We start from the raw sequence: 24,198 nt of genomic DNA, 5'->3' as shown, positions 1-24,198 counted from the left end.
AAACTGCGCTTATCTGTTCATGACACCGGTGACAACGCGAGCGGGGCTCGATTTGATACCGGTGTCATGACGTTTTGGTCCGCCTCGCGTGACCGGGCGTCCTGCGGCTCTTTGAGTTCGCTCCTGCGCAAACTTTCCCAGGGCGTCGAGCTTCGGCTCGACGCCCTTCATTTTACCGGTCTCCAGCCCATGGGGGCAGGGCGGCTGAAATTGACGTGGCGGCAGCCTCGGCCTGTGGCGCAAGCCGCGCGCGCGGGCTAAGGGATCGCCGAACAGATCTTCCACGCGCGGGGCGCTCAGCGGCGCATCGCGCAAGAACGTCCCTTCCGGGAGGAGTACGAGAATGCTGAAGAACCGTATGGCGGTGCTGCAAGCCCTTGAGACCCAGGGCGTGGTGCCGGTGTTCTACCACCCGGACGTCGAGATCTGTAAGAACGTCATCCAGGCCTGCGCCGACGGCGGCGCGCCCTGCATCGAGTTCACCAACCGCGGCGACTTCGCCGCCAACGTCTTCTACGAAGTCACCAAGCACTTCGCCTCGGCCGATCCGCGCGTGATCATGGGCGTCGGCTCGATCGTCGATGCGCCGACCGCCGGCCTCTACATCGCCAACGGCGCCAAGTTCATGGTCAGCCCGATCGTCAACGCCGACGTCGCCAAGCTCTGCAATCGCCGCATGATCCCCTACAGCCCCGGCTGCGGCTCGGCGACCGAGATCTCCTACGCCCAGGAACTGGGCTGCGAGATCGTCAAGGTGTTCCCCGGCTCGTCGGTCGGCGGCCCGGACTTCATCAAGGCCGTGATGGGCCCGATGCCCTGGACCAAGATCATGCCGACGGGTGGCGTCGATCCGGACGAGGCCTCGATCAAGAAGTGGTTCGGCGCGGGCATCGTCGCCGCCGGCATGGGTTCCAAGCTGATCACCCAGGAAGCCCTCGACGCCAAGGACTACGCCGGCATCTCCAAGAAGGTGCGCGAGACGGTCGACCTGATCGGCAAGGTGCGCGGCAAGGCCTGATGAGCGATCCGATCCTTAAGCTTCGCCCGGCGTCGGAGACCCGCTGGGACTGCGCGGCCCTCGGCGAGGTGATGCTGAGGCTCGATCCCGGCGACGGGCGGGTGCGCAACGCCCGCCAGTTCCAGGTCTGGGAAGGCGGCGGCGAGTACAATTTCGCCCGCGGCATGAGCAAGTGCTGGGGCAAGCGGTCCACCATCGCCACCGCGCTGCCCGACAGCGATCTCGGCTGGCTGGTCCAGGACCTGATCGGCCAGGGCGGGGTGGACATGTCCCACGTCGTCTGGCGGCCGTTCGATGGCCTGGGGCGCAACACCCGGGTCGGCCTGAACTTCACCGAGCGCGGCTTCGGTGTGCGTCCGGCCCTGGGCGTTTCCGACCGCGCCAACTCGGCCGCCTCGCAGCTGCGTCCGGGCGAGATCGACTGGGAGCGGCTGTTCGGCGAGGAAGGCGTGCGCTGGTTCCATACCGGCGGCGTGTTCACGGCTCTCGCGTCCAACACCGGCGAGGTGGTGCTGGAGGCCCTGGAGGTCGCCAAGAAGCACGGCGTGATCGTGTCGTTCGACCAGAACTACCGCGCCTCGCTGTGGAAGGACCGCGGCGGCCTCGACGCCGCCCAGGCCCTGAACCGCAAGATCGCCGCCATGACCGACGTGATGATCGGCAACGACCATGACTTCGTGGTCTGCCTCGGTATGGAGATCGACGGTCTGGTGAAGGGGCTGGCCCCCACCGACCCAGCCAACTTCAAGACCCTGGCCCCGCAGGCGGTGAAGGCCTTCCCGAACCTGAAGGTCCTGGCCACCACCCTGCGGGCCGTGCGCTCGGCCAGCGTCAACGACTTCGGCGCCATCCTGTGGGCCGACGGGGCCTTCTACGAGGCTCCGATGCGCGACGGCCTGGCCATCTACGACCGCATCGGCGGCGGCGACGGCTTCGCCTCGGGCCTGGCCTACGCCCTGATGGAGAACCTGGGACCCCAGGCCGCCGTCGACTACGGCGCGGCTCACGCGGCCCTGGCCATGACCACCCCCGGCGACACCTCGATGGTGCGCCTGAAGGAGGTCGAGGCCCTGGTGCAGGGCGCCGGGGCTCGGGTTATTCGCTGACGTCGAAGACCCCCTCCGGCCCTCCGGGCCACCTCCCCCAGAGGGGGAGGATCTGGAAGCGCCGCGCCAAGTAGATGCTCCCCCTCTGGGGGAGCTGTCGCGGAGCGACTGAGGGGGTCTTTCCCCATAAGAAAAGCCCCGGTCCTGCGACCGGGGCTTTTCCATATCATCACCCGTAAAATCCCCGCGAAAGCGGGGACCCAGGCTTTTTCCGACACGCGTGGCGCTCGACGGTAAAACACCTGGGTCCCCGCTTTCGCGGGGGTTTTACGGTGGTTGGGATTACTTCCCCGCGCTCACCGCCGGCCCGTACAGCAGGCCGTTGAACAGGAACTTGAACGTCCCGTACGACTGCGCCCGCTGGGTGATTTCGGGGCCCATGACGAACAGCTTGCCCTTGCCCACGTCGACGTCGAGGATCGCCGTGGTGTCCTTCAAGCGGTCCTGGCCGACGGCCCAGCCGCTGCGCAGGGGCTTGGCGCTGTCGAACCACGAGACCTTCGACACGCCCTTGGCGTCCGACTTCAGGGTGAAGGTCGGCGAGCGGTCGTAGAAGATGTCCACGTCCGCCGGGATGCCGTAGGCCAGCGGCTGGGTGACGTCGACCTTGGCCCGCAGCACCGAGCCGGGGATGTAGAGCTCCTTGGTCGACAGGCCCACCAGCTTGCCGCCCTCGCTCTTGGCCGTGGCCACCTCGACCGGCGCGCCGAAGGCGGTGGCCAGACGCGTGGAGGCGCCGATGGCGATCACCGTGCCGCCTTGCTCGGCGAAGGCCTCCAGCTGCGGCAGGGTGGTCTCGTCGGTCACCGTGCCCAGCCACGAACGGTATTCGGCCGGGATCTCTTCGGGCTTGGGCTGCGGATAGCCGCGGCCGGCGCGGAACGGGCCGCCGGCGGGCGCGGGCACCACGCCGTCGGCGAACACCAGCACGTCGAAGTCCTTGGCCAGGTCTCCGGCGTCCAGGCGCTGCGGGTAGACGACCTGGAAGGGGGCCTCGAACTTCTCGAACATCCAGCGGTTCCAGCCCGAGGGCATCGAACCGCCGTAGACGTCGACCAGGCCGACGCGGATCGGCTTCAGGGCGATGGCCTTGCCCGAGGGCTTGGACCCCGTCGCCCAGGCGTCGATCCCCAGTTCCTTGACGCCGTCGGCGATCACGGTCGCGGCGGCGGGCGAGTAGGGGACCCAGATGGCCCCGGCCGCGAAGCTCTGCTTGCCGGCCTTGGCGCCGTCCTTCAGCCACGAGACCTGGGCGCCGGCCTTCAGCAGGCGATTGGTCAGGGTGAAGGCGTTGTTGGGGGCGTGGTCGATCAGCCAGCCGGCCTTGCCCGAGCCCTTCACGGCGCCCGGCTTGACGGCGATCAGGTCGGGCACGCGCTGGAACGGCCCGTCGAAGCCGTCGAGCACGCGGTCGAACTTGATCCCCATCTGGTAGGCAAGGGTGTAGCCCGTGACGTCGTAGGGCGCCTTGGGCGGGCCGCCCGGATACTCGGCGTCGTGCGGGTGGTCCTGCGGCTCGAACATGTCGAGGACGTGCGGGCGATAGGCCTGGGCGGTCTTCACCACGTAGGAGCCGGCCGGATAGGTCTTGCCTTCGACGGTGAACGGCTTGGTCGCCTCGTCGACGTCGACGCCGGCCTTGATCAGGGCGTTGAGGAACGCGACCACGGTCGGCTTGTCGGCCTGGTCGGCGGTCAGGATGTAGCCGCGCGGATCACGCTTCTCCGGCGCCTGCAGGATGGTCTTGTAGAGCGAAGGATCGACGGCGGCCGAGGTGGCCGAACCGGTGACCTTGCCCTCGAACTTCACCTTGGCGCCGGCTTCCTTCAGGTCGTCGATCTCGGTGGGGGTGGTCGTCCAGCTGTCCTTCGAACCCTTGGCGATCGAGTTGCTGGCCATCTTCCAGATGTTGAACAGCATGCGCTCGCGGTTGCGCGAGGCGTAGTCCATCACCGCGCGGTCCAGGCTCCACTGGTATTCGACCGTCTGGGCCAGGTGCCAGGTCTGGGGCGGGGCGGGCATCGGGCGGTCGCCGTTGGGCAGCTGCACCTCGGGCACCAGGTTCAGCGGCATCGGCGTCGGGCCGCCGGTGATCTCGGTCAGCAGGCCCACGGCGTTGTGGAAATAGGCGATGGAGCGTTCCATGCCGTTGTGCCAGGTCGAGTAGGGGGCGGCGCTGCGGGCGCCCGAGCCCGGCTTGTCCTCGGCCACCAGGCGGCTGTGCATGGCCATGCCGACTTCCTGCAGCGAGGTCATGACCAGTGGGTCGTAGTTGTAGTTGAACGGGTCGCGGAACGGCGGAACGAACACCACCATGCCGTTCGGGGCCGGCTGGTGCTGGTTGTAGATGATCTGCGGATACCAGTCGCGGAACAGCACCTTGTTGACGTTGGTGGTCTCGGACATCTGCGACATGAAGCTGTCGCGGTTGTTATCGTGGCCGACGTACTTCTGGTACAGGCGCGGGATCGAGTTGAACTCGCGCTTCTGCGGGTCGGCGTTGCGCATGTACCAGTCCGAGACCAGCTCCATGCCGTCTGGATTGTCGTGGCCGAACAGCACGATGACGTCGTCGAGGATGCGCATCGTTTCCGGATCGGTCTTGGTCAGCATCCGGTAGAGCACCTGGATCTGGCCCTGCGAGGTCACGGTCTCGGTGGCGTGCATGCCGGCGTCGATCCAGACCACGGCCTTGCCCGTGGCGGCCAGCTTCTCGGCCTCCTCGCGGGTGACCTCGCCGCGCGCCAGCTTGCGGGCGACGGCCTTGTATTCGTCCAGCTTGGCCAGGTTGGCGGGCGAGGAGACGATGGCCACCCACTGGGTGCGGCCTTCCTCGGACTTGCCGATGTCGACCAGCTTCATGCGGTCGGACTGCCCGGCCAGGGTCTTCAGATAGGCCTCGTAGGCGGTGTAGTCGGCCAGGAAGTAGTCGCTACCGGGATCCTGGGCGAAGGCCTGGGCGGGCGGGGTGATCTCGGCGGAATAGGCGGCCTGGCCGCCGAATGTCATCACCAGCGCCAGGGCGGCCCCGGCCATCGCTACGTGTCGCGTCATCGCACTCCCCATCCACCAAAGCGGGGCGCACGTTGCTCGGGCCCCGTTGTCTTGACGCAGCCGGAGCATGAAACCGCACGTGGAGCCAGTCGGGACGCAAAAAATGGTTCGCCGCGGCCAGGCTTGCCCCGCGCCGCCGGATGCGGCATCAGCAGGCCGCACAACGGATCCGGCCTCGCCGGATGGCTACCCCGGGCGCCGATCCCTCGGGAAACCCGCACCCAAGACAGATCTCCATGAGCTTCCTCGCCAAGACGCGCCAGCAATGGCTCGCCAATCCTGGCCGCGACCTGCTGGCCGGCACGGTCGTCGCCCTGGCCCTGATCCCCGAGGCCCTGGCCTTCGCGTTCATCGCCGGCGTCGACCCGGCCGTGACCCTCTACGCCTCGTTCGTCATCGCCATGACCATCGCCTTCGTCGGCGGCCGGCCGGCGATGATCTCGGCCGCCACCGGGGCCATGTCGCTGCTGATGGGCGGCCTCGTGCGCGAGCATGGCGTCGAATATCTGTTCGCCGCCAGCCTGCTGACCGGCGTCATCCAGATCGTCATCGGGACCCTGCGCCTGGGCCGCTATGTGAAGTTCGTGTCGCGCTCGGTGATGAGCGGCTTCGTCAACTCGCTGGCCATCCTGATCTTCATGGCGCAGATGCCCCAGTTGATCGGCGGCAACTGGCAGACCTTCGCCCTGGTCGGAGCGGGTCTGGCGATCATCTATCTCTTCCCGCGCCTGACCAGGGCCGTCCCGTCGTCGCTGGTGGCGATCCTGGCGCTCAGCGCCGTTGCCATCGCCCTGAACCTGCCGGTGCGCACGGTGGGCGACATGGGCCAGCTTCCGACGGCCTTGCCCGGCTTCCACCTTCCGGCCGTGCCGCTGACGCTCGAGACCCTGATGATCATCGCCCCGGTCTCGCTGACCCTGGCGTTCGTGGGCCTGCTGGAAAGCCTGCTGACCGCCAACCTGCTCGACGACCTGACCGACAGCCCGTCGGACAAGGACCGAGAGGCGCGGGGGCAGGGCATAGCCAACCTCGTCTCGCCGCTGTTGGGCGGCATGGCCGGCTGCGCCCTGATCGGCCAGTCGATCATCAATGTGAAGTCCGGCGGCCGCTCGCGCCTGTCGACCTTCTGGGCGGGCCTCTTCCTGCTGATCCTGATCCTGGTGCTGCGCGACTGGGTGGCCAGGATCCCGATGGCCGCCCTGGTGGCGGTGATGATCATGGTCTCGTTCACCACCTTCGACTGGAACTCGGTGCGCAAGCTGCGCTCGACGCCGGTGCAGTCGACCATCGTCATGCTGGCCACGACCGTGACGGTGCTGGCGACCCGCGACCTGGCCAAAGGCGTCGTGCTGGGCGTGCTGCTCAGCGTGCTGTTCTTCGCCCGCAAGGTCGGGAAGATGATCGCGGTGAAGGAGCGGGCGGACAGCGACGAGACCGTCCGCCGCTACGTCGTCGAGGGCCAGCTGTTCTTCGTCTCGGCCGAGCTGTTCGCCGCCGGCTTCGAGTTCCACGGCCATCCCGAGCGGGTCGAGATCGACATGGCCGGCGTGCGCCTGTGGGACCTGACCGCCGTCGGGGCGCTCGACAAGGTGGTGTCGCGCTATCGCCGCCAGGGCGCGGTGGTGTCGGTCGTCGGCCTAGATCCGGCGGGAACGGCGCTGGTGTCGAGGCTGGGCGCTCCCGACGGCGCCCTCACGGCTGCAGGATGACGATCAGCACGGCGGCGATCAGCACCACGCCTTCCACGCCATGGATCACCACGGCCAGCCAGTTCGACCGGAAGGCCTGGGCCGGCAGGCTGTAGCAGAGGCAGCTGATCACCAGGCCAGGCATGATCCAGAACTTGTGCACGTGGTAGGCGGCCATCAGCAGCCCGTTGCCCAGCCACGCCCAGCGCCCCCAGGCCCGCTCCATGCGCGGCAGCAGCACGCCGTGGAACAGCAGGGCCTCGCCCAGGGCGTAGTTGAAGAGGCTCGAGACCAGGGCCAGGGCCAGTATGTCCCAGCGGCCCCTGGCGTCGGGCGTGATCAGGTGCTCGATCTGGGCGAAGGCCGGCGCCGTCTCGGCAAGGCGCTGTCCGAAGGGCGTGGCCTGGAACAGCGCCCCGACCGCCTCGTCGCCCAGGAAGCCCAGGCCCACGAACAGCGGGACCAGCAGGAAGGCCGAGGCGAACGGCCGGCCGCTGGACCGCCAGGTCGGCGCCTTCAGCCACAGCCTTCGGCGCAGGGCGGGCAGGGTGAAGGCCACGCCCTCCAGCCTCAGCACGACCAGGGCCAGCACGCCCTGCCAGGCCATGCCGATCACCACCATGCGCCAGAATACCAGCCCCGGCAGCGGATCGCCGGGCGTCATCAGCCGGGGCGCGACGACCCAGGCCAGCACGCCCATCGGCGCGACGGCGGCTCCCCAGATCAGCAGGATGAGCAAGGTTTCCCAGGCCAGAGTCAGCCCGCTGGGCACGACCGAAATGTGCGAGGCGTGCACCGGTCGCACGCCTAGAACCGGCGAACGAGGCTGACGAAGCCGGCGGCCGTCTGGCCCTTGGCCATCAACGGGCTGTCCTTGATGTCGTCGTCGAACACCTCGACCTCGGCGGCGGCGATCACATAGAGCCGCTCGGTCAGCTGGTAGCGGGCCTGGACCCCCAGCGAGGGCACGACCACCCCGCCCGACGGGGCCCGGGCCGTGCGGCCGAACTCGTAAGCCAGGGCCAGGGCGACCTCGCTCTCGCGCAGACCGTAGAGCCAGGTGGCCAGCTTCTCGTCCTTCCACGACAGGCCCGCCACGGCTTCGATCGACAGCCGCTCGGAGGGCTGGGCGGCCAGGGTCAGGTCGAGATTGATCTCCTGGCCCTCGGTCTCGCCCGTGGCGTCGGCCAGCAGCTCCAGGCTCAGGGTCGCCGGGCCGGCCAAGCCGCTGAACCGCGCGCCGACGTCGACGCCGGTGTCGCGCTCCAGGAAGGCGAAGTCGCGGGTGTCCTTCGGATCGACCAGCTGGAAGCGCGGGCTGATCCGGCCCTCCAGCTTGAAATGCTCGGTCTCGTGGGCCTTCACCGCCAGGCCCGACAGGTCGGCGGTCAGGTAGCGGTTCTGGTAGAAGAACAGCGGCAGGATGCCGGTCTCGGTCTTCTCGCGGGCGCTCTCATAGGGATTGCTGGTCGCATAGACGCCGGCGCCCAGCAGCAGCAGATGGTCGGGCTCCTCGCTCTGCGCACGGGCGGCGAACGGGTGGAGCGCCAGGGCGCAGGCGGCCAGGGCGGCGCCCTTCAGGCGGAGGATCATGACTGTTGCTCTCGAACGGGGAGGTGACGGTCATGACGCTGGAGCAGACGCCGTCGGGCGTCGTCCGGACGGGTAGGCTCGAAGGGGGCGGGCTTCCGATCCTGCCGGATCGGACATTGCTGGGGGGCGTCAGGCGGCGGGGCGGAAGGCGCTGGGCGGCCGGCCGGCGTGCTTCTTGACCGCGGCGTTGAAGGTGGAGCGCGAGTTGAAGCCCACCCCATAGGCGATCGCCAGTATGGCCTCGTTGGTGGTGCGGATCCGCTCGACGGCCTCGTCGACGCGCCAGCGGTTCACATAGTCGAAGAAGCTCTGGCCCAGATGCTCGTTCAGCACCTGCGACAGGTGGTTGGGCGAGACGCCGATGCGGGCCGCCAGGGCGCTCAGCGACAGCAGCGGGTCGCGATGCAGGGCGTCGGCCGCCATCGCCCGGTCCAGCCGCGCGGCGATCTCGATCTGGCGCGCTTCGGACAGGGCCGAGCGGGCGTACTTCTCGGCCGGCGGCAGGGCCTTGGGCGTCTCGGTCTGGGGTGTGAAGATCGGCTGTTGCGACAGCCCGAAGAGGCCGATGGCCGCCGTCCAGGCCAGCTCCACCGCCGCGCCGGCGACATCCAGCCAGTCGGCATGCGAGACGTTCAGCGCCAGCCCCGACTTCACCGCGCCCCAGATCCAGGCCGCCAGCATCACCAGCAGCAGCACCCGCAGCCAACTCAGGGTGCGGTTCTCGATGTTGGAGAAGAGGTCGCGCACCCGCCGCACGTGCCGTCCCATCACCCGGAAGGCGGCGGCCAGATAGCCCAGGGTCGTCGCCAGGAACAGCGCCACGAAGGCCAGTTGCAGCGGGCCGGCCCAGGCGTCGGTCTCGGCCCCCACGCTGGTGTAGATGGCGATGCGGGTCGGGATCGGCAGGGCGAAGAACGGCAGGGCCAGCAGCAGGGCGATCCCCGCCGGCCAGCAGAGCCGGGCGATCCGCACCGGGCTCCACCCCGCCTCCGGATCCCCGGTCATGGCCACCACATAGGCCAGGATCGCCGGTCCCAGGAACAGCGAGGTCGACCACAGGATCCCCGTCGCCCACGGCGCGGCGGCATAGATGCCGCCACGATCCAGGATCAGGTCGACGCCCGACAGCGCGCTCAGCAGCAGGAACACCGCCAGCGCCGTCGCCGGAGCCTTGCGCCAGCCGGGCCGCAGCACCAGCTGCGTCGCCGCGAACAGCCCGATGGCGGCGGCCGACGACAGGATCAGCACCAGGGCGCCGCTCATTCAGTCATTTCCCCGAAACCGCGCTGGAAGCCTTCCGCGCGAAACGGCGCGGAGAGTGTCGCGGAACGTGCGTCGCCTCAAGCCTGTGACAGGCTGAGCACGTTGCCGTCGGGGTCGGCGAACCAGGCGACCTTGGCTGCGCCGCCGGGGGCGGTCCAGATACCCAGGGCGTCTTGGCCGAAGCCCTCGTAGATCGTGAACACCACGCCCCGGCCGGCCAGGGTCCGCACGGCGGCCTCGATGTCCTCGACGTTCCAGCCGAACACCGGATGGGCGCCGGCCTTGAAGTCGGGCAGGGCGGTCAGGCGGATCAGCGCCTCGCCGGCTTCCAGAAAGTCGCCGAACGGATCGGAACTGCGCACCGCAAGGCCCAGGGCCTGGCCGTAGAAGTCGAGCGCCCGCTGGCGGTCGCTGACGTGGATGAAGGCGACGGCTGTTCCCGAGATCGCGGCCACGTCCTGCCCCCTCATGCTGCTGGGAGCGACCTTGGCGCCGAACGCTGGCGTCGGCAAATGGCCGGGCGCTTAAGCCGCCGCGAAGTCCCGGATGCTCATCGGGCTGCTCTGGCTGACCGGCAGGATGAAGCTGACCGTGGTGCCTTCGCCCGGGTTGGAGACCATCTCCAGGGCGCCGTCGTGCATCTCGACCAGCGACTTGGTCAGGGCCAGGCCCAGGCCCGTGCCTTGCGTGGTCTTGGAGTGCTGGCTTTCCACCTGCTCGAACGGACGGGCCAGGCGGGCCAGGTCCTCGGCGGCGATACCGATGCCGGTGTCGGTGACCGACACCTTCACCCGCTCGCCCAGCGGATCGCGGCGGATCTCGGCGCGCACGGTGACGCGGCCCTGGCGGGGGGTGAACTTGATGGCGTTGCTCAGCAGGTTCAGCAGCACCTGCTTGACCGCGCGGTAGTCGGCCTCGATCTCGGGCAGGGGCGGGAAGTCGACCTCCAGCTTCAGCCCGGCGGCCTCGGCGCGGTTGCGCACCAGGCGCACGGCGTCCTCGGTGACGTCTTCCAGGTGCAGCGGCTCGAACTTCAGGTTCATCTTGCCGGCCTCGATCTTCGACATGTCGAGGATGTCGTTGATCAGGGCCAGCAGGTGCTGGCCGGAATTGTGGATGTCGAGGCTGTAGCCCTTGTAGCGCTGATCGCCGAGCGGGCCGAACATCTCGTTCATCATGATCTCGGAGAAGCCGTTGATGGCGTTCAGCGGCGTGCGCAGCTCGTGGGACATGTTGGCCAGGAACTCGCTCTTGGCCTTGTTGGCGCCCTCGGCCTTGACCTTCTCCATCTCGTACTTGCGGGCCAGCTCGGCCAGCTGCTCCTGGCTGCGCTCCAGGCCGGCGACGGCGTTCTGCAGCTGCTCCTCGTTGCGGCGGCGGGCCTCTTCCTGGGTCTTGATGGCGGTGATGTCGGCGGCGGTCATGACGAGGCCGCCCTCGGCCGTGCGCCGCTCGCTGATCTGGATCCAGCGGCCGTCGTTCAGCTCGGCCTCGCGCACGCCCTTGGCGCCGGTCGGGTCGGGGATTTCCTGCTTGATGGCCAGGGCCGCGAAGCGGTTGACCTCGGCGCGGGCCGCGCCCGGCTTCAGGATCCGGGGCTCCAGCGAGAAGACGCTGCGGTAGTTCCTGTTGCACATCAAGAGGCGGCCCTGGCGATCCCAGAGCACGAAGGCCTCCGACACGCTCTCGATGGCGTCGCGCAGGCGGTTCTCGGCGGCCTGGGCGCGGGCCTGGGCCAAGCGCTCCTCGGTGACGTCCAGCGCCACGCCGATGATCCGCGAATAGCCGTCCTCGCCCGGCTTGCCGAAGCCCTGGCCGCGGGCGTCCACCCAGATCGAGCGGCCGCCGTGCTCGCGGGCCGGGATGCGGAACGAGACGTCGAAGGCGCCGAACTGGGCGGCGTTGGCCAGGGCCTGGCGCACGCGGTCGCGGTGGTCCGACGAGATCCGCTCGACCAGATCCTCGCCGGGCGCGACGCCGCCGCCGCCCCAGCCGAACATCGCGCCGGTGACGTCGGACATGTAGACCTCGTCCGAGCGGAGGTCCCATTCCCAGATGCCGCAGCGGGCGGCTTCGACGGCCAGGCGGAAGCGCTGCTCGCTGTCGATGAACTCGCGCTGGGCGGCCTCGGCGCGGCGGCTCTGCAGCATCAGGATCAAGGCCAGGGCGATGCCGGCGGCCAGCGGGATCAGCAGGGTCAGCGCGCCTTCCATCAGGCGGCGGTCGACATTGGCGACGGTGTGGCTGGGGGCGCTGACGGCGGCGATCAGGGCGCCCTGGGCCAGGGGCTCGAAGGCCACGTCCAAGCCCGAGCCGTCGACGCCGCGGCCGGTCAGGGCGGCGGCCCCGCCTTGCAGGTCCTCCACCGACAGGGCGTAGGCCTGGTCGAGACTGGCGGCGCCCTGCACCGCGCGGCCGACGCCGACCAGCAGGCCGCCGTCCGGCAGGAAGAGAGCGTTGGACTGGGTCTTGTCCGGCTCGCCCAGCAGGCGCGAGGGATCGCCGGCGGCGATGACGTAGCCGCGACCGGCCGAGGTCTGGGCGGCCATGGCCACATAGAGGCGGCCGCTGCGGCCGACGCCGCCGATCCAGGCGCTGCGGCCCGAGGCGGCGGCGGCGCGGGCCGCTTCACGCCAGTCGGCGGAAGGATCGCGGCCGGCGACGGCCATGACTTCGCCGGTGGTGGCCACGGCCACGGCCATGGCCTCGCCGCCGGCGGCGCGCAGGGCGGTCTCCGAGGCGTCCATGGCCGAGGTCGGGTCGCGTTCCAGCAGGTCGCCCGCCGCCGACAGGCCGGCGCGCTGGGCGGCGAGATTGGTCTCGACCTTGCCCGACAGGATCTGGGCCTGGGCGGCCAGGGCCGCGCCGCCGGGCGGGGCGGCGGCTTCCTTCTGGAGCTTGACGACGCCGAGGGCGGTGTAGACGGCCAGCAGCAGCAGGGCGGCCAGGATCACGACGCGGACATAGGCCTGCGACGACCGGGCGGCGCGCATGCGAGCCGCGCCCGCAGCCGAAAGTCCGGCCTTCGCCGTCCTTCCGGGTTTCGCCCCGCCAATTCGCAACGCCGATTGCTCCAGCACACCCCGGGGCGAGTCAGTTCGCCCCTTATGGTGAATCTACCGTACGCGTTCGGTCGCCGTCACCCTGGGGAGACGCGAATCCCTGGGGGCTGAGCGCTTTGGTCGCAACCGTTGCGCGGAAGAATCACCCCAGGCTCGCGCCAGAGGGCTTCCTTCTCCCCCAGCGGGAGAAGGTGGCGGCCCCCCGGGTCCGGCGAAGCCGGCCCGAGGGTAAACTCCGGCCGACGGATGAGGGGTCTCTCAGATATGAGACGCCCCACCCAACCTAGCAGCCGCACACGCAGCTTGAATTTCTGAGAGACCCCTCACCCGACCTCCCTCCGGGAGGCCACCCTCTCCCGCAAGGGGAGAGGGATCGCGCATCTAGTCCAGCGCGCGCCCGGCCAGTTCCAGCACGTTCTTCGACAGCCCCGGCGCGGCCTTCACGCGTTCCAGTTCGCGCCGCATCAGGTCGCCCAGGGCCGGGACGTAGCGCCGCCAGCCGCCCAGGGGCTCGACGAGGCGGGCCGCCGTCATCGGGTTGAAGCCGTCCACGGCCAGGATCTGGTCGGCCAGGAAGCGGTAGCCCGCGCCGCTGGGATCGTGGAACCGGGCCGGGTTGGCGCTGGCGAAGCCCTGCACCAGGGCGCGGAAGCGGTTGGGGTTGCCGGCGTCGAAGTCCTCGTGCTCGGTCAGGGCCAGAACCCGTTTCAGCGCCCCTTCCGACGGATCGCGGGCCTGCACCGAGAACCACTTGTCCAGCACCAGCGGCTCGTGCCGCCACTTGGCGTGGAAGGCCGCCAGAGCCTTCTCACAGGGCTCGCCGCCGACGGCCAGCAGGGCCGAGAGGCCGCCCATGGCGTCGGTCAGGGCCGCGGCGGCCTCGAAATGGCCGACGATGCGCTGCACGTTGTCGGCGTGCGGATCGGCCGCCAGCAGGTCGACGCAGGCGTTGCGCAGGGCCCGGCGGCCGGCCGAGGCGGCGTCGGGCGAGAACTCGCCGTCGCTCTGCATGGCGCCGTGGATGCGGGCCAGCTGCTCGCCCAGGTGCACGGCGATGCGGGCGCGCAGGGCGTCGCGGGCGGCGTGGATCGCGCCCGGATCGGCCGGATCGACGGCCAGGGCCAGGTCGCCCTCGCTCGGCAGGGCCAGCAGCAGGGCCTTGAAGGCCGGATCGGCGGCGGCGTCGTCCAGCGCCTGGCCGAGCGCCTGGGCGTAGCGCTCCTCGCCGACCTCGTCGGGAGCCCCCGCCGCGCGGGCCAGGATCAGCCCGCGGGCCAGGCCCTGGCCGGCTTCCCAGCGGTTGAAGAGATCCGGATCGGCGGCGAACAGCACATAGGCGTCGGCGGGCCGCGCGTCGGTGGTCAGGGTCACCGGGGCCGAGAAGCCGCGCAGGGCCGAGATCACCGGCGCTTCCGCAACGTCCTCCCAGCGCACCGTCAGGCTTTCGCCCTCCAGCAGCAGCACCTCGCTGTCGCGCAGGGGCGCGCCGGCCTGGGAGAGCAGGCCGATGGTGACGGGGATCGGCAGGGCCTTCTTCACCGGCTGGCCGCTGGTGGGCGCGGTCTTCTGGCTCAGGGTGATCGACAGCGCCTTGGCGTCCGCGTCATAGGCGTGGGTCAGCGACACCGAAGGCGTGCCGGCCTGTTCGTACCAGGAAAAGAAGCTCGAAAGGTCGCGGCCCGAAGCTTCCGCGAAACAGGCGACGAAGGCCTCGACCGTGGTCGCCTCACCGTCGTGGCGTTCGAAATAGAGGTCCAGGCCCGCCCGGAACGCGTCGGCGCCCAGGATGGTCTTCAGCATGCGGATGATCTCCGCGCCCTTCTCGTAGATGGTCGCGGTGTAGAAGTTGTCGATCTTCAGATAGCTCGACGGCCGCACGGCGTGGGCCAGCGGGCCGGCGTCCTCGGCGAACTGGCGGGCGCGCAGGGCCTTCACGTCCTTGATCCGCTGCACGGCCGCGCCGCGCATGTCGGCGCTGAAGCTCTGGTCGCGGAAGACCGTCAGGCCTTCCTTCAGGCACAGCTGGAACCAGTCGCGGCAGGTGATGCGGTTGCCGGTCCAGTTGTGGAAATATTCGTGGGCGACGACGCTCTCGATGCGCTCGTAGTCGAAGTCGGTCGCCGTCTCCGGCTCGGCCAGCAGGAGCGAGGAGTTGAAGATGTTCAGCCCCTTGTTCTCCATGGCCCCGAAGTTGAAGTCGCGCACGGCCACGATCATGAACAGGTCCAGATCGTATTCGCGGCCGAACGCCTCCTCGTCCCACTTCATCGAGCGCTTCAGGGCGTCCAGGGCATAGGCGGCGCGCGGGGCCTGGCCGGGATCGACGAACACCTTCAGCGCCACGGTGCGGCCGCTCATGGTGACGAAGTCGTCCTCCAGCACGTCCAGCCGCCCGGCCACCAGGGCGAACAGATAGGCGGGCTTGGGGAAGGGGTCGTTCCAGATGGCGAAGTGGCGGCCGTTCTTCAGCTGGCCGGCCTCCATCAGGTTGCCGTTGCTCAGCAGGTGCTCGAACGCAGCGTCGGCCTCGATCCGCACGGTGTAGCGGCTCAGCACGTCAGGCCGGTCGGGGAAGAAGGTGATGGTGCGGAAGCCCTCGGCCTCGCACTGGGTGCAGAACCGGCCGCCCGACATGTAGAGGCCCATCAGCGCCTTGTTGGCCGACGGATCGATCTCGACCTCGGTCACCAGTTCGAAGGCGTCGGGGACGTCGGCGATGGTCAGGCGCTCGTCGTCCAGCTCGTACTGGTTGGCGCTCAGGGCCTGGCCGTCGATGGCGATCGCCTTCAACGCCAGGCGCTCGCCGTTCAGCAACAGCGGCTCGCCGGCCGCGCCCGTGCGGCGCACCTTCAGCGTGGCGGTCACGCGCGTGGCGGACGGCTCCAGCTGGAACGACAGGTGCGTCGTCTCGATCTCGAACGGGAACGGACGATAGTCGGAGAGCCGGATCGGCTGGGGCGTTTCGGTGCGCATCCCGCCAATGTAGTCGCCCGTCGGGGCCGGGGCGAGGGCTTGAGGCGGATCAATGTGCGGTCGCGCCGCCGGGCGCATCACCCCCTGACGACGCCTCGACGCGTCGAACTCCAAGGGGATAAGATCATGACCGCCCTCCGCCTCGCCCTGCTGGCCGGCCTGACGCTCGCCGCCGCGACCGGCGCACAAGCCCAGGAGGCCTTCACGCCCGCCGCCAAGGGGACCTGGCAGGTCAACCTGCGCGCCACCGGCGTGCTGCCCGACGCGGGCGACCCGATCGTCACCTCGGCCGGCGCGGCCACCGGCCTGAAGGCCGACGTCAAGGACGACGTCAAGCCGACCCTGGGCGTCTCCTACTTCATCACCGACAAGCTGGCCGTCGAGGTGATCGCCGGCACGACCCAGCACACCGTCAAGGCCGTGGGGCCGGGAACCGACGTCGTCGTGCACAAGACCTGGGTGCTGCCGCCGGTGGTCTCGGCCCAGTACCACTTCGCGCCCAAGGCCCGGTTCAATCCGTATGTGGGCGCGGGGCTGAACTACATGCTGTTCTACAGCGGCAAGGACCGCAACGGCTTCACCGTCGATCTCGACGACGGCTTCGGCTACGCCCTGCAGGCCGGCGCCGACATCGCCGTGAAGGGGCCTTACGTTGTCAATCTCGACGTCAAGAAGGTGTGGTTCGAGACCGACGCCAAGATCAACGGCGGCGCGCTGAAGTCGAAGGTGAACCTGGACCCGATGGTGGTCTCGGTGGGGATCGGGCGGCGGTTCTAGAGCCTGGAGATCCCAAAACGCCCGTCATTCCCGCCCTTGTGGCGGGAACCCCTCTGTCAGCCGCAAGGACAGTAGTGGCGGCGTGCTCAGCACGCCGCTTGCATCTCGCGTGTCGGCGGAACCAGGGCTTCCCGCCACAAGGGCGGGAATGACGGGAGCAAAGGAAAGGGAGCTACCCTTCCACCGATCCGCTCGCCGCCGGCGTCTCGTGCAGCTCCCGCTCGATCGCCGCGGCTTTCTGGGCCAGGGCCAGCAGGGCGGGGGGCGCGTCTTCCGGGTGATCGCCGACCAGGGTCACGATCTCGCGGGCCAGGGCGTGCAGGCGCGGGGCGGTGGCGATCAGCTTGGCCTGGAACTCGATCTTGCGCGGGTCGCGGTCGTACTCGGCCCCGGGCGTGCGCCAGCCGCCCCAGTCGTTGGGATCGGTGACCACCACCGGATAGGTGCCGGGGAAGGGGTGGTGCAGGCAGTCGCCCTCCTGCTGCCACTTGTTGCGGGCGCGCAGCACGCGCCAGTTCGACAGGACGCCGCCTTCCTGCGGGTCCATCTTGTCCTCGGGCTTCAGCTCGTGGGCCAGGAACTCGCGGCCCAAGCCGACGTCGTAGGTGACCCGCACGGGCTCGTCGAAGCCCTTGGCCCAGATGGGCACGATCTTCTCGATCGTCGCCCAGGCGCCGACGCTCTCGACCCAAACCTTCTGGTTCCGCTGGTAGACGGTCTTGGCCATGGGACTCCGGACGGCTCCAAATACTCGGGTCGCATAAGAACCTGAAATTCTTGACGCCGGGTCAATCTTTCCACGCACGGAAAGCTCGGTCATCGTCGCTTCCAACGGCCGTCGCCAGAACGGCCAAGGGAGAGAAACGGCCGTGGATTTCGACTATTCCGACGACCAGAAGTTCCTCAAGGACGAGGCCCGCAAGTTCCTGAGCGGCCGCTGTCCGCCCGCCGTGGTGCGCGGGGTGCTGGACGATCCGGCTCGCAGCCACGACCAGGCCCTCTGGGCCGCCGTCGCCGAGCAGGGCTGGCTGGGCGCGGCTATTCCCGAGGAGCACGGCGGCCTGGGCCTCGGCCGAGTCGAGCTCTGCGCCATCGCCGAGGAGCTGGGCCGCGCCGTCGCCCCGATCCCCTTCGCCTCCACCGTCTATGTCCTGGCCGAGGCCGTGATGGCGCACGGCTCCGACGCCCAGAAGGCCGCCATCCTGCCGAAGATCGCTTCCGGCGAGCTGATCGGCTGCCTGGCCGTCAGCGAAGGCCCCGGCGCGCTCACCCCCTCGGCCCTGTCGGCCAAGGTCGAGGGCGGCAAGCTCACCGGCGTGAAGATCCCCGTCACCGACGGCGACATCGCCCATACCGCCATCGTCCTGGCGTCCGAGGGCGGCAAGCCCGGCCTCTTCCTCGTCGACCTGACCGGCGCCGGCGTGAAGCGCGAAACGCTGGAGAGCCTGGACCCCACCCGCGGCGTCGCCCGCCTGACCTTCGACGGCGCCGCCGCCGAGCGGCTGGGCGCGGCGGGCGAGGGCTTCGACCTCGTGCAGAGCATCCTCGACCGCGCGGCCGTGCTGCTGGCCTTCGAGCAGCTGGGCGGCGCCGACCGCTGCCTGGAGATGGCCAAGGAATACGCCCTGGGCCGCTACGCCTTCGGCCGGGTGATCGCCGGCTATCAGGCGATCAAGCACAAGCTGGCCGACATGTACGTCAAGAACGAGGTCGCCCGCTCCAACGCCTATTACGGCGCCTGGGCTCTAAACGACGACGCTCCCGAGCTGCCCACGGCCGCCGCCGCCGCTCGCATCGCCGCCTCCGAGGCCTTCTGGTTCGCCAGCAAGGAAAGCGTCCAGGTGCACGGCGGCATGGGCTTCACCTGGGAGGTCGACTGCCACCTCTACTACCGCCGCTCGCGGCAGCTCTCCCTCGTGGCCGGCTCGCCCCGGCTCTGGAAGGAGCGGCTGGTGAGCGAGCTCGAGAAGAAGAACGCGGCTTAAGGGAGAACAGGATCATGGACTTCAACGACTCCCCCAGCGAAGCCGCCTATCGCGACAAGGCCCGCGCCTGGCTGGAAGAGGCCGCCGCCGCCCACAAGGCGCAGCATGGCGAGCCCAAGCCCAACACCCCCGAGCACATGGCCGCCGCCAAGGCCTGGCAGGCCCGCAAGGCCGCCGCGGGCTACGCTTGCATCACCTGGCCCGCCGCCGTGGGCGGGGGCGGAGGCACGCCGATCGAGTCGGTGATCTTCGGCCAGGAAGAGGGCAAGGCCGGTGTCGCTTACGGCTACTTCACCATCGGTCTCGGCATGTGCGTGCCGACGGTGATGGCCTTCTCCGACACCGACACCAAGAAGCGCTTCGTCTCCCCGGCCGTGAAGGGCGAGGAGATCTGGTGCCAGCTGTTCTCCGAACCGGCCGGCGGCTCTGACGTCGCGGCCCTGCGCACGCGCGCCGTGCGTGACGGCGACGCCCCCGATGCGGATTGGGTGATCAACGGCCAGAAGGTCTGGACCACCGGCGCCCACTACAGCGACTTCGGCATTCTCTTGACGCGTACGGATCCCGACGTGCCCAAGCACAAGGGCCTGACCATGTTCTGGATCGACATGCGCGATCCGGCCGTCGAGTGCCGGCCGATCCACCAGATGTCGGGCGGGCGCGAGTTCAACGAGGTCTATTTCAGCGACCTGCGGGTCAAGGACAGCCAGCGCCTGGGCGAGGTGGGGCAGGGCTGGCAGGTGGCTCTCGTCACCCTGATGAACGAGCGCCTGGCCGTCGGCGGCTCGGCCGGTCCCAACTACCGCGAGGTGCTGGAGCTGGCCCGCGCCCTGCCAGGCGAAGATGGTCCCGCCCTGGCCAACGACGCCTTCCGCGAGAAGCTGGCCGACTGGTTCGTGGCCTCGCAGGGTCTGAAGTTCACCCGCTTCCGCACCATGACCGCCCTGTCGCGCGGCCAGACCCCGGGTCCGGAAAGCTCGATCGGTAAGATCATCTCGGCCAACCAGTTGCAGGACCTGGCCAACACCGCCGTCGAGATGCAGGGCGAGTACGGGATCCTCACCGGCCCCGAAGCCGCGGCCGGCGCGACTTTCCAGCAGAGCCTGATGTGGGCCCCTGGCCTGCGCATCGCCGGCGGCACCGACGAGATCCTCAAGAACATCATCGCCGAACGGGTCCTGGGCCTGCCCGGTGACGTGCGGGTGGATAAGGACGTGGCGTTCAAGGACATGCCGACGGGCAGGTGAGGGACCGACAATCCCTCTCTCTTTGAGAGAGGGAGGGGCCCGCGCCGAAAGGCGTGGGAGGGTGAGAGGTAACAAAGCCAGCCGATCGAAGCGCGGTCGAACGGCCACCGCCGCCCCGTCGAGATCGCCTGTTCCCCTCCCTCGCAACCATCTCATGGAAAGGCTCGAGGTTCGCCGGCAAGCGGTGAAACCTCTCACCCTCCCACCGCTTCGCGGCGGGCCCCTCCCTCTCTCCATGAGAGAGGGGTCGTGAGTGCGAGAATCGCCCGGGCGAACCGCCTTCGCCAACTCGCCCCACGCGCGAAAAATGACGATCCCCTGACAGGCGAAAATCGTGTGATTACACGGAATTAGCCGACTGGCGCGCCCGTTCCACGTTCCAATTAAGGCATGGCGACCGACAGTGGTCGAACAGAGGTCTGGCGAGCTTGACAGCGTCGCCGCCGACGGCTCATGAGTGACTCTGCTTTATGGTTAACGGCGGGCTGGAGGGGAGCGATGCACGAGGCCAGCGACGCTGTTTCCGCCCTCCTTGGCCGGGGGCTCCGAGCGGGGCGGGCCGCGCGGTCGTGGATCGCGACGCGGTCGTGGACGCACCTTGGGCCGACCCGCCGCCTGCCGCTCGGCGTGGCCGCCGCGACCCTGGTCGCCATGCCGCTGTTCGGCTGCGATTTTTCCGCCAACCAGCTGTTCGCCAAGCGCGCCGGCGCCTGTCCGCGCCCGCAGGCGGCCCAGGGCGTCTCGGGCCAGTTCAACCAGCAGCAGATCGAGATCCGCAACCTGCGCCAGGGCGGCTTCCGCGGCGACTTCTTCGCCCAGCTGGAGCTGGCCCGCCGCTATGAGGGCCAGCGGGCGGCCGACAAGAACCTCGACGATCCGGTCGAGGCGGCCACCTGGTACGCCATGGCCCTGGCCAATCCGGCCGGCTACGCCCCGATCGCCGCCTACGAGCCGCGCGGCAAGCCGGGCAAGGCCCTGTCGCGCTTCGACGACTGCCGCGCCTATGAGCGTCACGCCGCCTACGGCGCACTCGATCGCCAGCTCTCGCGCATGTCGACCGAGGAGCGCGAGCAGGTCCGCAACCGGGTGATCTACATCCTGTCGACGCAGGGCGCCGACGGCTTCCGGGCCCTGGCGCGCATGCACGACGGCTATTTCGGCCCCTATGGCGAGCCGTCCGACAATCTCCAGGCCGTCGAGGCCTATGGCGACCGCAAGCACGTCGGCGCCCCGGCCGCGCTCGACCTCTTCCGCCGCAACGACGTCGACGCCTATCTCTATAACTATCTGGCGGTGCAGACCGGCGACGTCTCGGCCTATGTCATGCTCAAGGACTTCGAGCGTTCCTCGCCGCAGAGGGCCTCCTACGGCGGCTTCGTCGAGGGCAAGGCCAAGCGCTGGATCCCGCCCTACGAGTTCTATCCGGCCGACTCCCCCGACAGCGGCGTGCCCCATTCCGACGAGAGCGATCCGTCGGGCGAGGCGCGCGAGGCGGCCCTGGCCCGGCTGCACGAACTGCCCTTCGTGCATATCGGCGAGGCCCTGGCCTATCTGCGGATCATCCCCGCGCCGCTGCTCGACGAGCGGCTGCTGGCGTCGGGCGACGCCCAGACCTTCCAGGCCTCGATCGGCCGCCCGACCACCGGCCGCCTGACGCCGATCGAGAAGGTGAGGGCGGTGCAGTACGCGGCCGTCAACGGCTCGTCCAAGGCCCAGCTGGTGCTGGCGGTGATGTACTCCGAGGGCGTCGGCGTGCCGCGCGACTACGCCCGCGCCTACCACTGGTACGAGGAGGCCGAACGCCAGGGCTCGGCCGAGGCCAAGTACGCCATGTCGACCTTCTTCTCGCTGGGCCTGCAGGGCGTGGCCGACCAGGACCGCGCCAAGGCGGTGGTCTACCAGCTGGACGGCGCCCTGGCCGGCTTCAAGCCGTCGGTCTGGCGGCTGCAGCAGTTGCTGGCCCAGGTCTCGCGCCCGCCCCGCGCCCCGGGCGAGCGGCCCCGGCCGTACGAGGCCAGACCCTATGCCGGCCCCGCGAACGCTCCCGGCCCGTCGAACGCTGAAAGGGACTATCGATGAGACGCCTTCGCCTGTTCGCGGCGGGACTCGTCGCTCTCAGCCTTACCGCCGTCGGCGCGCCGCAAGCCGCCCTGGCCTCGCCGGACGCCAAGGTCGACCAGCAGATCCGCCCGTGTTTCGGCCTGCTGATCCAGCCGGCCCTGTCGCACGGCTGCAAGGGCTACGTCCCCAAGCGCAAGCCGCCGCGCCGGCCCTACTATCCCTCGCGCCCGTACGAGCGCTATCGCACCAGCGTCGACTGCGACGTCGCCTATCCGGGCGAGGTCAGCGACGTGCTCTCGCGCCTCTATGACGGCGACACCCTCACCCTGGTCTCCCGCAATGGCGGGGCCTGCGTCGAGACGCTGAACGTCACCCGCGCGGTGCATATCGTCGCCCGCGACTACAGCCCCTCGCGCGCCCGGCCGATCCTGATGGCGCCGGCCGACCAGCCCTGCATCCGTATCGCGCCCGGCGTGGCCTATGTGGTGCTCGAGAACCTGGGCCTGGAATCGACGCGTGGCGGAACCGCCTCGTGCATCGTCGGCCGCGCCACCGAGCTGGCCCTCAAGGGCGTGGTCGTGCGCTACGACGGCGAGGGCTCGGCCATCGACGTCGCCGACAGCCGGGTGGAGCTCTACCAGACCGCCTTCGTCGGCCGCACCCGCGCCCCGGTGGTCAAGCTGTCGGGCGGTCTGCAGGCCCAGGACGTCGACGTCGCCGCCACCGCCATCGGCATGGCCGTCGAGACCGGCCGCGACAGCCGCCTGCGCGACGTTCGGGTCGTACGCCTGGGCGACTGGACCGGCTCCTCGCGCGTGCGCAGCTCGGCCGGCTTCGTGCTGACCGGCGTCAACCGGGATCAACTGGTGCAGATCGACGGCCTGTCGACCGACGGCTTCTCGCGCGGCATCTACATCAGCGGCGGCGAGACGACGCTGCAGCGCCCCGTGGTCCGCGACAGCGACTGGGCGGTGGTGCTGGAGGGCGCCGACCTGCGCGTGCTGGACGGTCAGCTGGAAGCCGCCGACGTCGGCATCTACGCCGCCTCGGGCGTGGTCTTCGCCTCCGACAACGCCATCGCCGGCGTCATGCGCGCGGGGCTGTTCGCCGACAGCGGCGCCCAGATCCGCGCCCGCGACAACCGCGTCTTCGCCCGCCCCGGCGGCTGCGAGGCCCTGATCACCGGCTATTTCGACGGCGCCCTGACCTGCCGTCCGTGGTTCGAGGCGCCGGAGCTGTTCCGCACGCCGCGCGACCGCGCCCGCCAGGACTACGACAGCTACTGGCCGACCAGCGCCGTGGCGACCCTGAGCGGCCCCGCGCCCGCCGCCCTGGCTGGCGGTCCCGCCGACCCTTACGACGCTTCGGCCGCCGCCGGCGGTCCTGTCGCCGCCCCTCAAGGAGCTCCGCGATGATCCGCACGCTCGCCATCGGCGCCCTGGCCCTTTCGATGGCCGCCGCCGGCCTCGCCCAGGCCCAGCCCGGGCCGGGACCCGTCGCCGCCAAGCGCCCCGCCGGCCGTGGCGGTCCTTGCGGCGCGCCCCTGACCGGGCAGGCGCCGGACGTCATGACCTATGACCGCGCCACCGGCACCCAGGTGTTCGTCAGCGGCCAGGGCGGGACCGAGGTCTCGGCCTACAACCAGCGCACCGGCTCCTCGGCCGGCCTGCGCGGCGACCTGTCCAAGCCGGGCGTGACGGAGGCCTGCGCTTCCGACGCCCTGACCGGCGACGGCTATGCGGTCACCTCGCGCGGCCCGGGCGACATCGCCGTGGTCGGCCGCGACGGCCAGACCGGCGAGCGCTGGGCTATCAAGCGCACCGACGGCTCGACCGAATACTGGGATCCGCGCGGCGAGCACCGCTGCTTCCGCGCCGGGCTTGGCCTGTTCCCCGGAACCCGCGGATGCTGACGCGCCTCGCGCTGCTGGGCCTGGCCGCCGCGCTGCTGACCGCCTGCGCCACCCCGCACGGCTACGGCCCGCCCCCGCCGCCGCGCCCCTCCGAAGTCACCCCGCCCCCGCCGCCGATCGACGTGATCCGCCCGAAGGTGTGATGCGCCGTGCGCGCCCTCTCTCTGAGAGAGAGGGAGGGGCCCGCGCCAAAGGCGTGGGAGGGTGAGAGGTTTCACCGCTGGCAGGAAGAACCCAACTTCCCTCATGCCGTCATCCCGGCCGAAGCGCGTAGCGCGAAGAGCCGGGACCCAGGGGCGGCCGCAATGCATCGGCGGCCGCTGGGACGCCTGATCGAGCCGCCCAGTCTAGTCCCCTGGGTCCCGGATAAGCGCTGCGCGCTTTCCGGGATGACGGAGGGTTTTTGCTTTGAGCTTTGAGGGGCTTTGTCAGGTCCGCGGCCATCCGGACAGCGTGTAA

18 protein-coding genes and 1 other annotated feature are annotated in these 24,198 nt (G+C 69.8%); of the genes, 10 read left to right on the top strand and 8 right to left on the bottom strand.

Annotated elements, in window-relative coordinates:
- Window positions 1-343: 343 nt before the first annotated feature.
- Window positions 344-1,018: a bifunctional 4-hydroxy-2-oxoglutarate aldolase/2-dehydro-3-deoxy-phosphogluconate aldolase gene (locus AC07NS_RS16965; RefSeq protein ID WP_494605080.1), complete on the top strand. Its 675-nt coding sequence runs from the start codon at window positions 344-346 to the stop codon at window positions 1,016-1,018.
- On the top strand, window positions 1,018-2,124 hold the full coding sequence (locus AC07NS_RS16960; protein WP_494605078.1) for a PfkB family carbohydrate kinase: 1,107 nt from the start codon (window positions 1,018-1,020) through the stop codon (window positions 2,122-2,124). The genes AC07NS_RS16965 and AC07NS_RS16960 overlap by 1 nt, the downstream gene beginning before the upstream one ends.
- A gap of 282 nt (window positions 2,125-2,406) precedes the next feature.
- Here AC07NS_RS16960 and AC07NS_RS16955 read toward each other — a convergent pair whose 3' ends face one another.
- The gene (locus AC07NS_RS16955) at window positions 2,407-5,190 is read right to left on the bottom strand and encodes a M14 family metallopeptidase (protein WP_494605076.1); all 2,784 of its coding nucleotides are present in this window, start codon (window positions 5,188-5,190) and stop codon (window positions 2,407-2,409) included.
- A gap of 150 nt (window positions 5,191-5,340) precedes the next feature.
- Window positions 5,341-5,394: a sequence feature (sul1 is cis-regulatory element that is thought to sense ions involved in sulfur or methionine metabolism; They are found in Alphaproteobacteria), on the top strand.
- Window positions 5,395-5,414: 20 nt separating this feature from the next.
- Here AC07NS_RS16955 and AC07NS_RS16950 point away from each other — a divergent pair.
- Window positions 5,415-6,887, top strand: coding sequence for a SulP family inorganic anion transporter (locus AC07NS_RS16950; RefSeq protein ID WP_494605074.1), 1,473 nt, complete (start codon window positions 5,415-5,417; stop codon window positions 6,885-6,887).
- Here the strand turns inward: AC07NS_RS16950 and AC07NS_RS16945 are convergent.
- The 6 genes from AC07NS_RS16945 to pepN form a co-directional block, all read right to left on the bottom strand.
- A complete protein-coding gene (locus AC07NS_RS16945; RefSeq protein WP_494605072.1) occupies window positions 6,871-7,662 on the bottom strand; it encodes a CPBP family glutamic-type intramembrane protease in 792 nt (263 codons plus the stop codon). The two genes, AC07NS_RS16950 and AC07NS_RS16945, sit on opposite strands and share 17 nt — an antisense overlap.
- 11 nt (window positions 7,663-7,673) lie before the next feature.
- Window positions 7,674-8,459 (bottom strand): MipA/OmpV family protein, encoded by a 786-nt coding sequence (locus AC07NS_RS16940; protein ID WP_494605071.1) that lies wholly within the window; start codon window positions 8,457-8,459, stop codon window positions 7,674-7,676.
- Window positions 8,460-8,588: 129 nt separating this feature from the next.
- Window positions 8,589-9,722 carry a helix-turn-helix domain-containing protein gene (locus AC07NS_RS16935; protein ID WP_494605069.1) on the bottom strand — a complete coding sequence of 378 codons (1,134 nt, stop codon included), beginning with the start codon at window positions 9,720-9,722 and terminating at the stop codon, window positions 8,589-8,591.
- A gap of 77 nt (window positions 9,723-9,799) precedes the next feature.
- Window positions 9,800-10,177, bottom strand: coding sequence for a VOC family protein (locus AC07NS_RS16930; RefSeq protein ID WP_494605067.1), 378 nt, complete (start codon window positions 10,175-10,177; stop codon window positions 9,800-9,802).
- A 69-nt stretch (window positions 10,178-10,246) separates the two neighbouring features.
- Window positions 10,247-12,715, bottom strand: a complete 2,469-nt coding sequence (pleC, locus tag AC07NS_RS16925; protein WP_494605065.1) for a cell cycle histidine kinase PleC — start codon at window positions 12,713-12,715, stop codon at window positions 10,247-10,249.
- A 450-nt stretch (window positions 12,716-13,165) separates the two neighbouring features.
- Window positions 13,166-15,757 carry an aminopeptidase N gene (gene pepN, locus AC07NS_RS16920; RefSeq protein WP_494605063.1) on the bottom strand — a complete coding sequence of 864 codons (2,592 nt, stop codon included), beginning with the start codon at window positions 15,755-15,757 and terminating at the stop codon, window positions 13,166-13,168.
- 126 nt (window positions 15,758-15,883) lie between these two features.
- Between pepN and AC07NS_RS16915 the strand changes: the two genes are divergently transcribed.
- Entirely contained in the window at window positions 15,884-16,534 is a 651-nt protein-coding gene (locus AC07NS_RS16915) for an OmpW/AlkL family protein (RefSeq protein ID WP_494605061.1), read from the top strand.
- Between the two features lie 172 nt (window positions 16,535-16,706).
- Here the strand turns inward: AC07NS_RS16915 and AC07NS_RS16910 are convergent, their stop codons facing one another.
- Window positions 16,707-17,261 carry a hypothetical protein gene (locus AC07NS_RS16910; RefSeq protein WP_494605059.1) on the bottom strand — a complete coding sequence of 185 codons (555 nt, stop codon included), beginning with the start codon at window positions 17,259-17,261 and terminating at the stop codon, window positions 16,707-16,709.
- 142 nt (window positions 17,262-17,403) lie between these two features.
- On the opposite strand from AC07NS_RS16910, the gene AC07NS_RS16905 reads away from it, so the two are divergent.
- From AC07NS_RS16905 to AC07NS_RS16880, 6 genes are all read left to right on the top strand, one after another.
- Window positions 17,404-18,519 (top strand): acyl-CoA dehydrogenase family protein, encoded by a 1,116-nt coding sequence (locus AC07NS_RS16905; protein WP_494605057.1) that lies wholly within the window; start codon window positions 17,404-17,406, stop codon window positions 18,517-18,519.
- Between the two features lie 14 nt (window positions 18,520-18,533).
- Window positions 18,534-19,766, top strand: a complete 1,233-nt coding sequence (locus tag AC07NS_RS16900) for an acyl-CoA dehydrogenase family protein (protein ID WP_494605055.1) — start codon at window positions 18,534-18,536, stop codon at window positions 19,764-19,766.
- Window positions 19,767-20,264: 498 nt separating this feature from the next.
- Window positions 20,265-21,845 carry a tetratricopeptide repeat protein gene (locus AC07NS_RS16895; RefSeq protein WP_494605053.1) on the top strand — a complete coding sequence of 527 codons (1,581 nt, stop codon included), beginning with the start codon at window positions 20,265-20,267 and terminating at the stop codon, window positions 21,843-21,845.
- Window positions 21,842-23,242, top strand: coding sequence for a hypothetical protein (locus tag AC07NS_RS16890; protein WP_494605052.1), 1,401 nt, complete (start codon window positions 21,842-21,844; stop codon window positions 23,240-23,242). Before AC07NS_RS16895 ends, AC07NS_RS16890 begins: the two co-directional genes overlap by 4 nt.
- Window positions 23,239-23,739 carry a hypothetical protein gene (locus tag AC07NS_RS16885; protein WP_494605050.1) on the top strand — a complete coding sequence of 167 codons (501 nt, stop codon included), beginning with the start codon at window positions 23,239-23,241 and terminating at the stop codon, window positions 23,737-23,739. The genes AC07NS_RS16890 and AC07NS_RS16885 overlap by 4 nt, the downstream gene beginning before the upstream one ends.
- Window positions 23,733-23,882, top strand: a complete 150-nt coding sequence (locus AC07NS_RS16880) for a hypothetical protein (RefSeq protein ID WP_494605049.1) — start codon at window positions 23,733-23,735, stop codon at window positions 23,880-23,882. The genes AC07NS_RS16885 and AC07NS_RS16880 overlap by 7 nt, the downstream gene beginning before the upstream one ends.
- Window positions 23,883-24,198 lie beyond the last annotated feature (316 nt).

Source organism: Caulobacter sp. GW821-FHT10A10 (genome assembly GCF_059415745.1).
The sequence above is the reverse complement of the archived record's forward strand: the minus strand, read 5'-3'. Positions and strand labels throughout refer to the sequence as shown.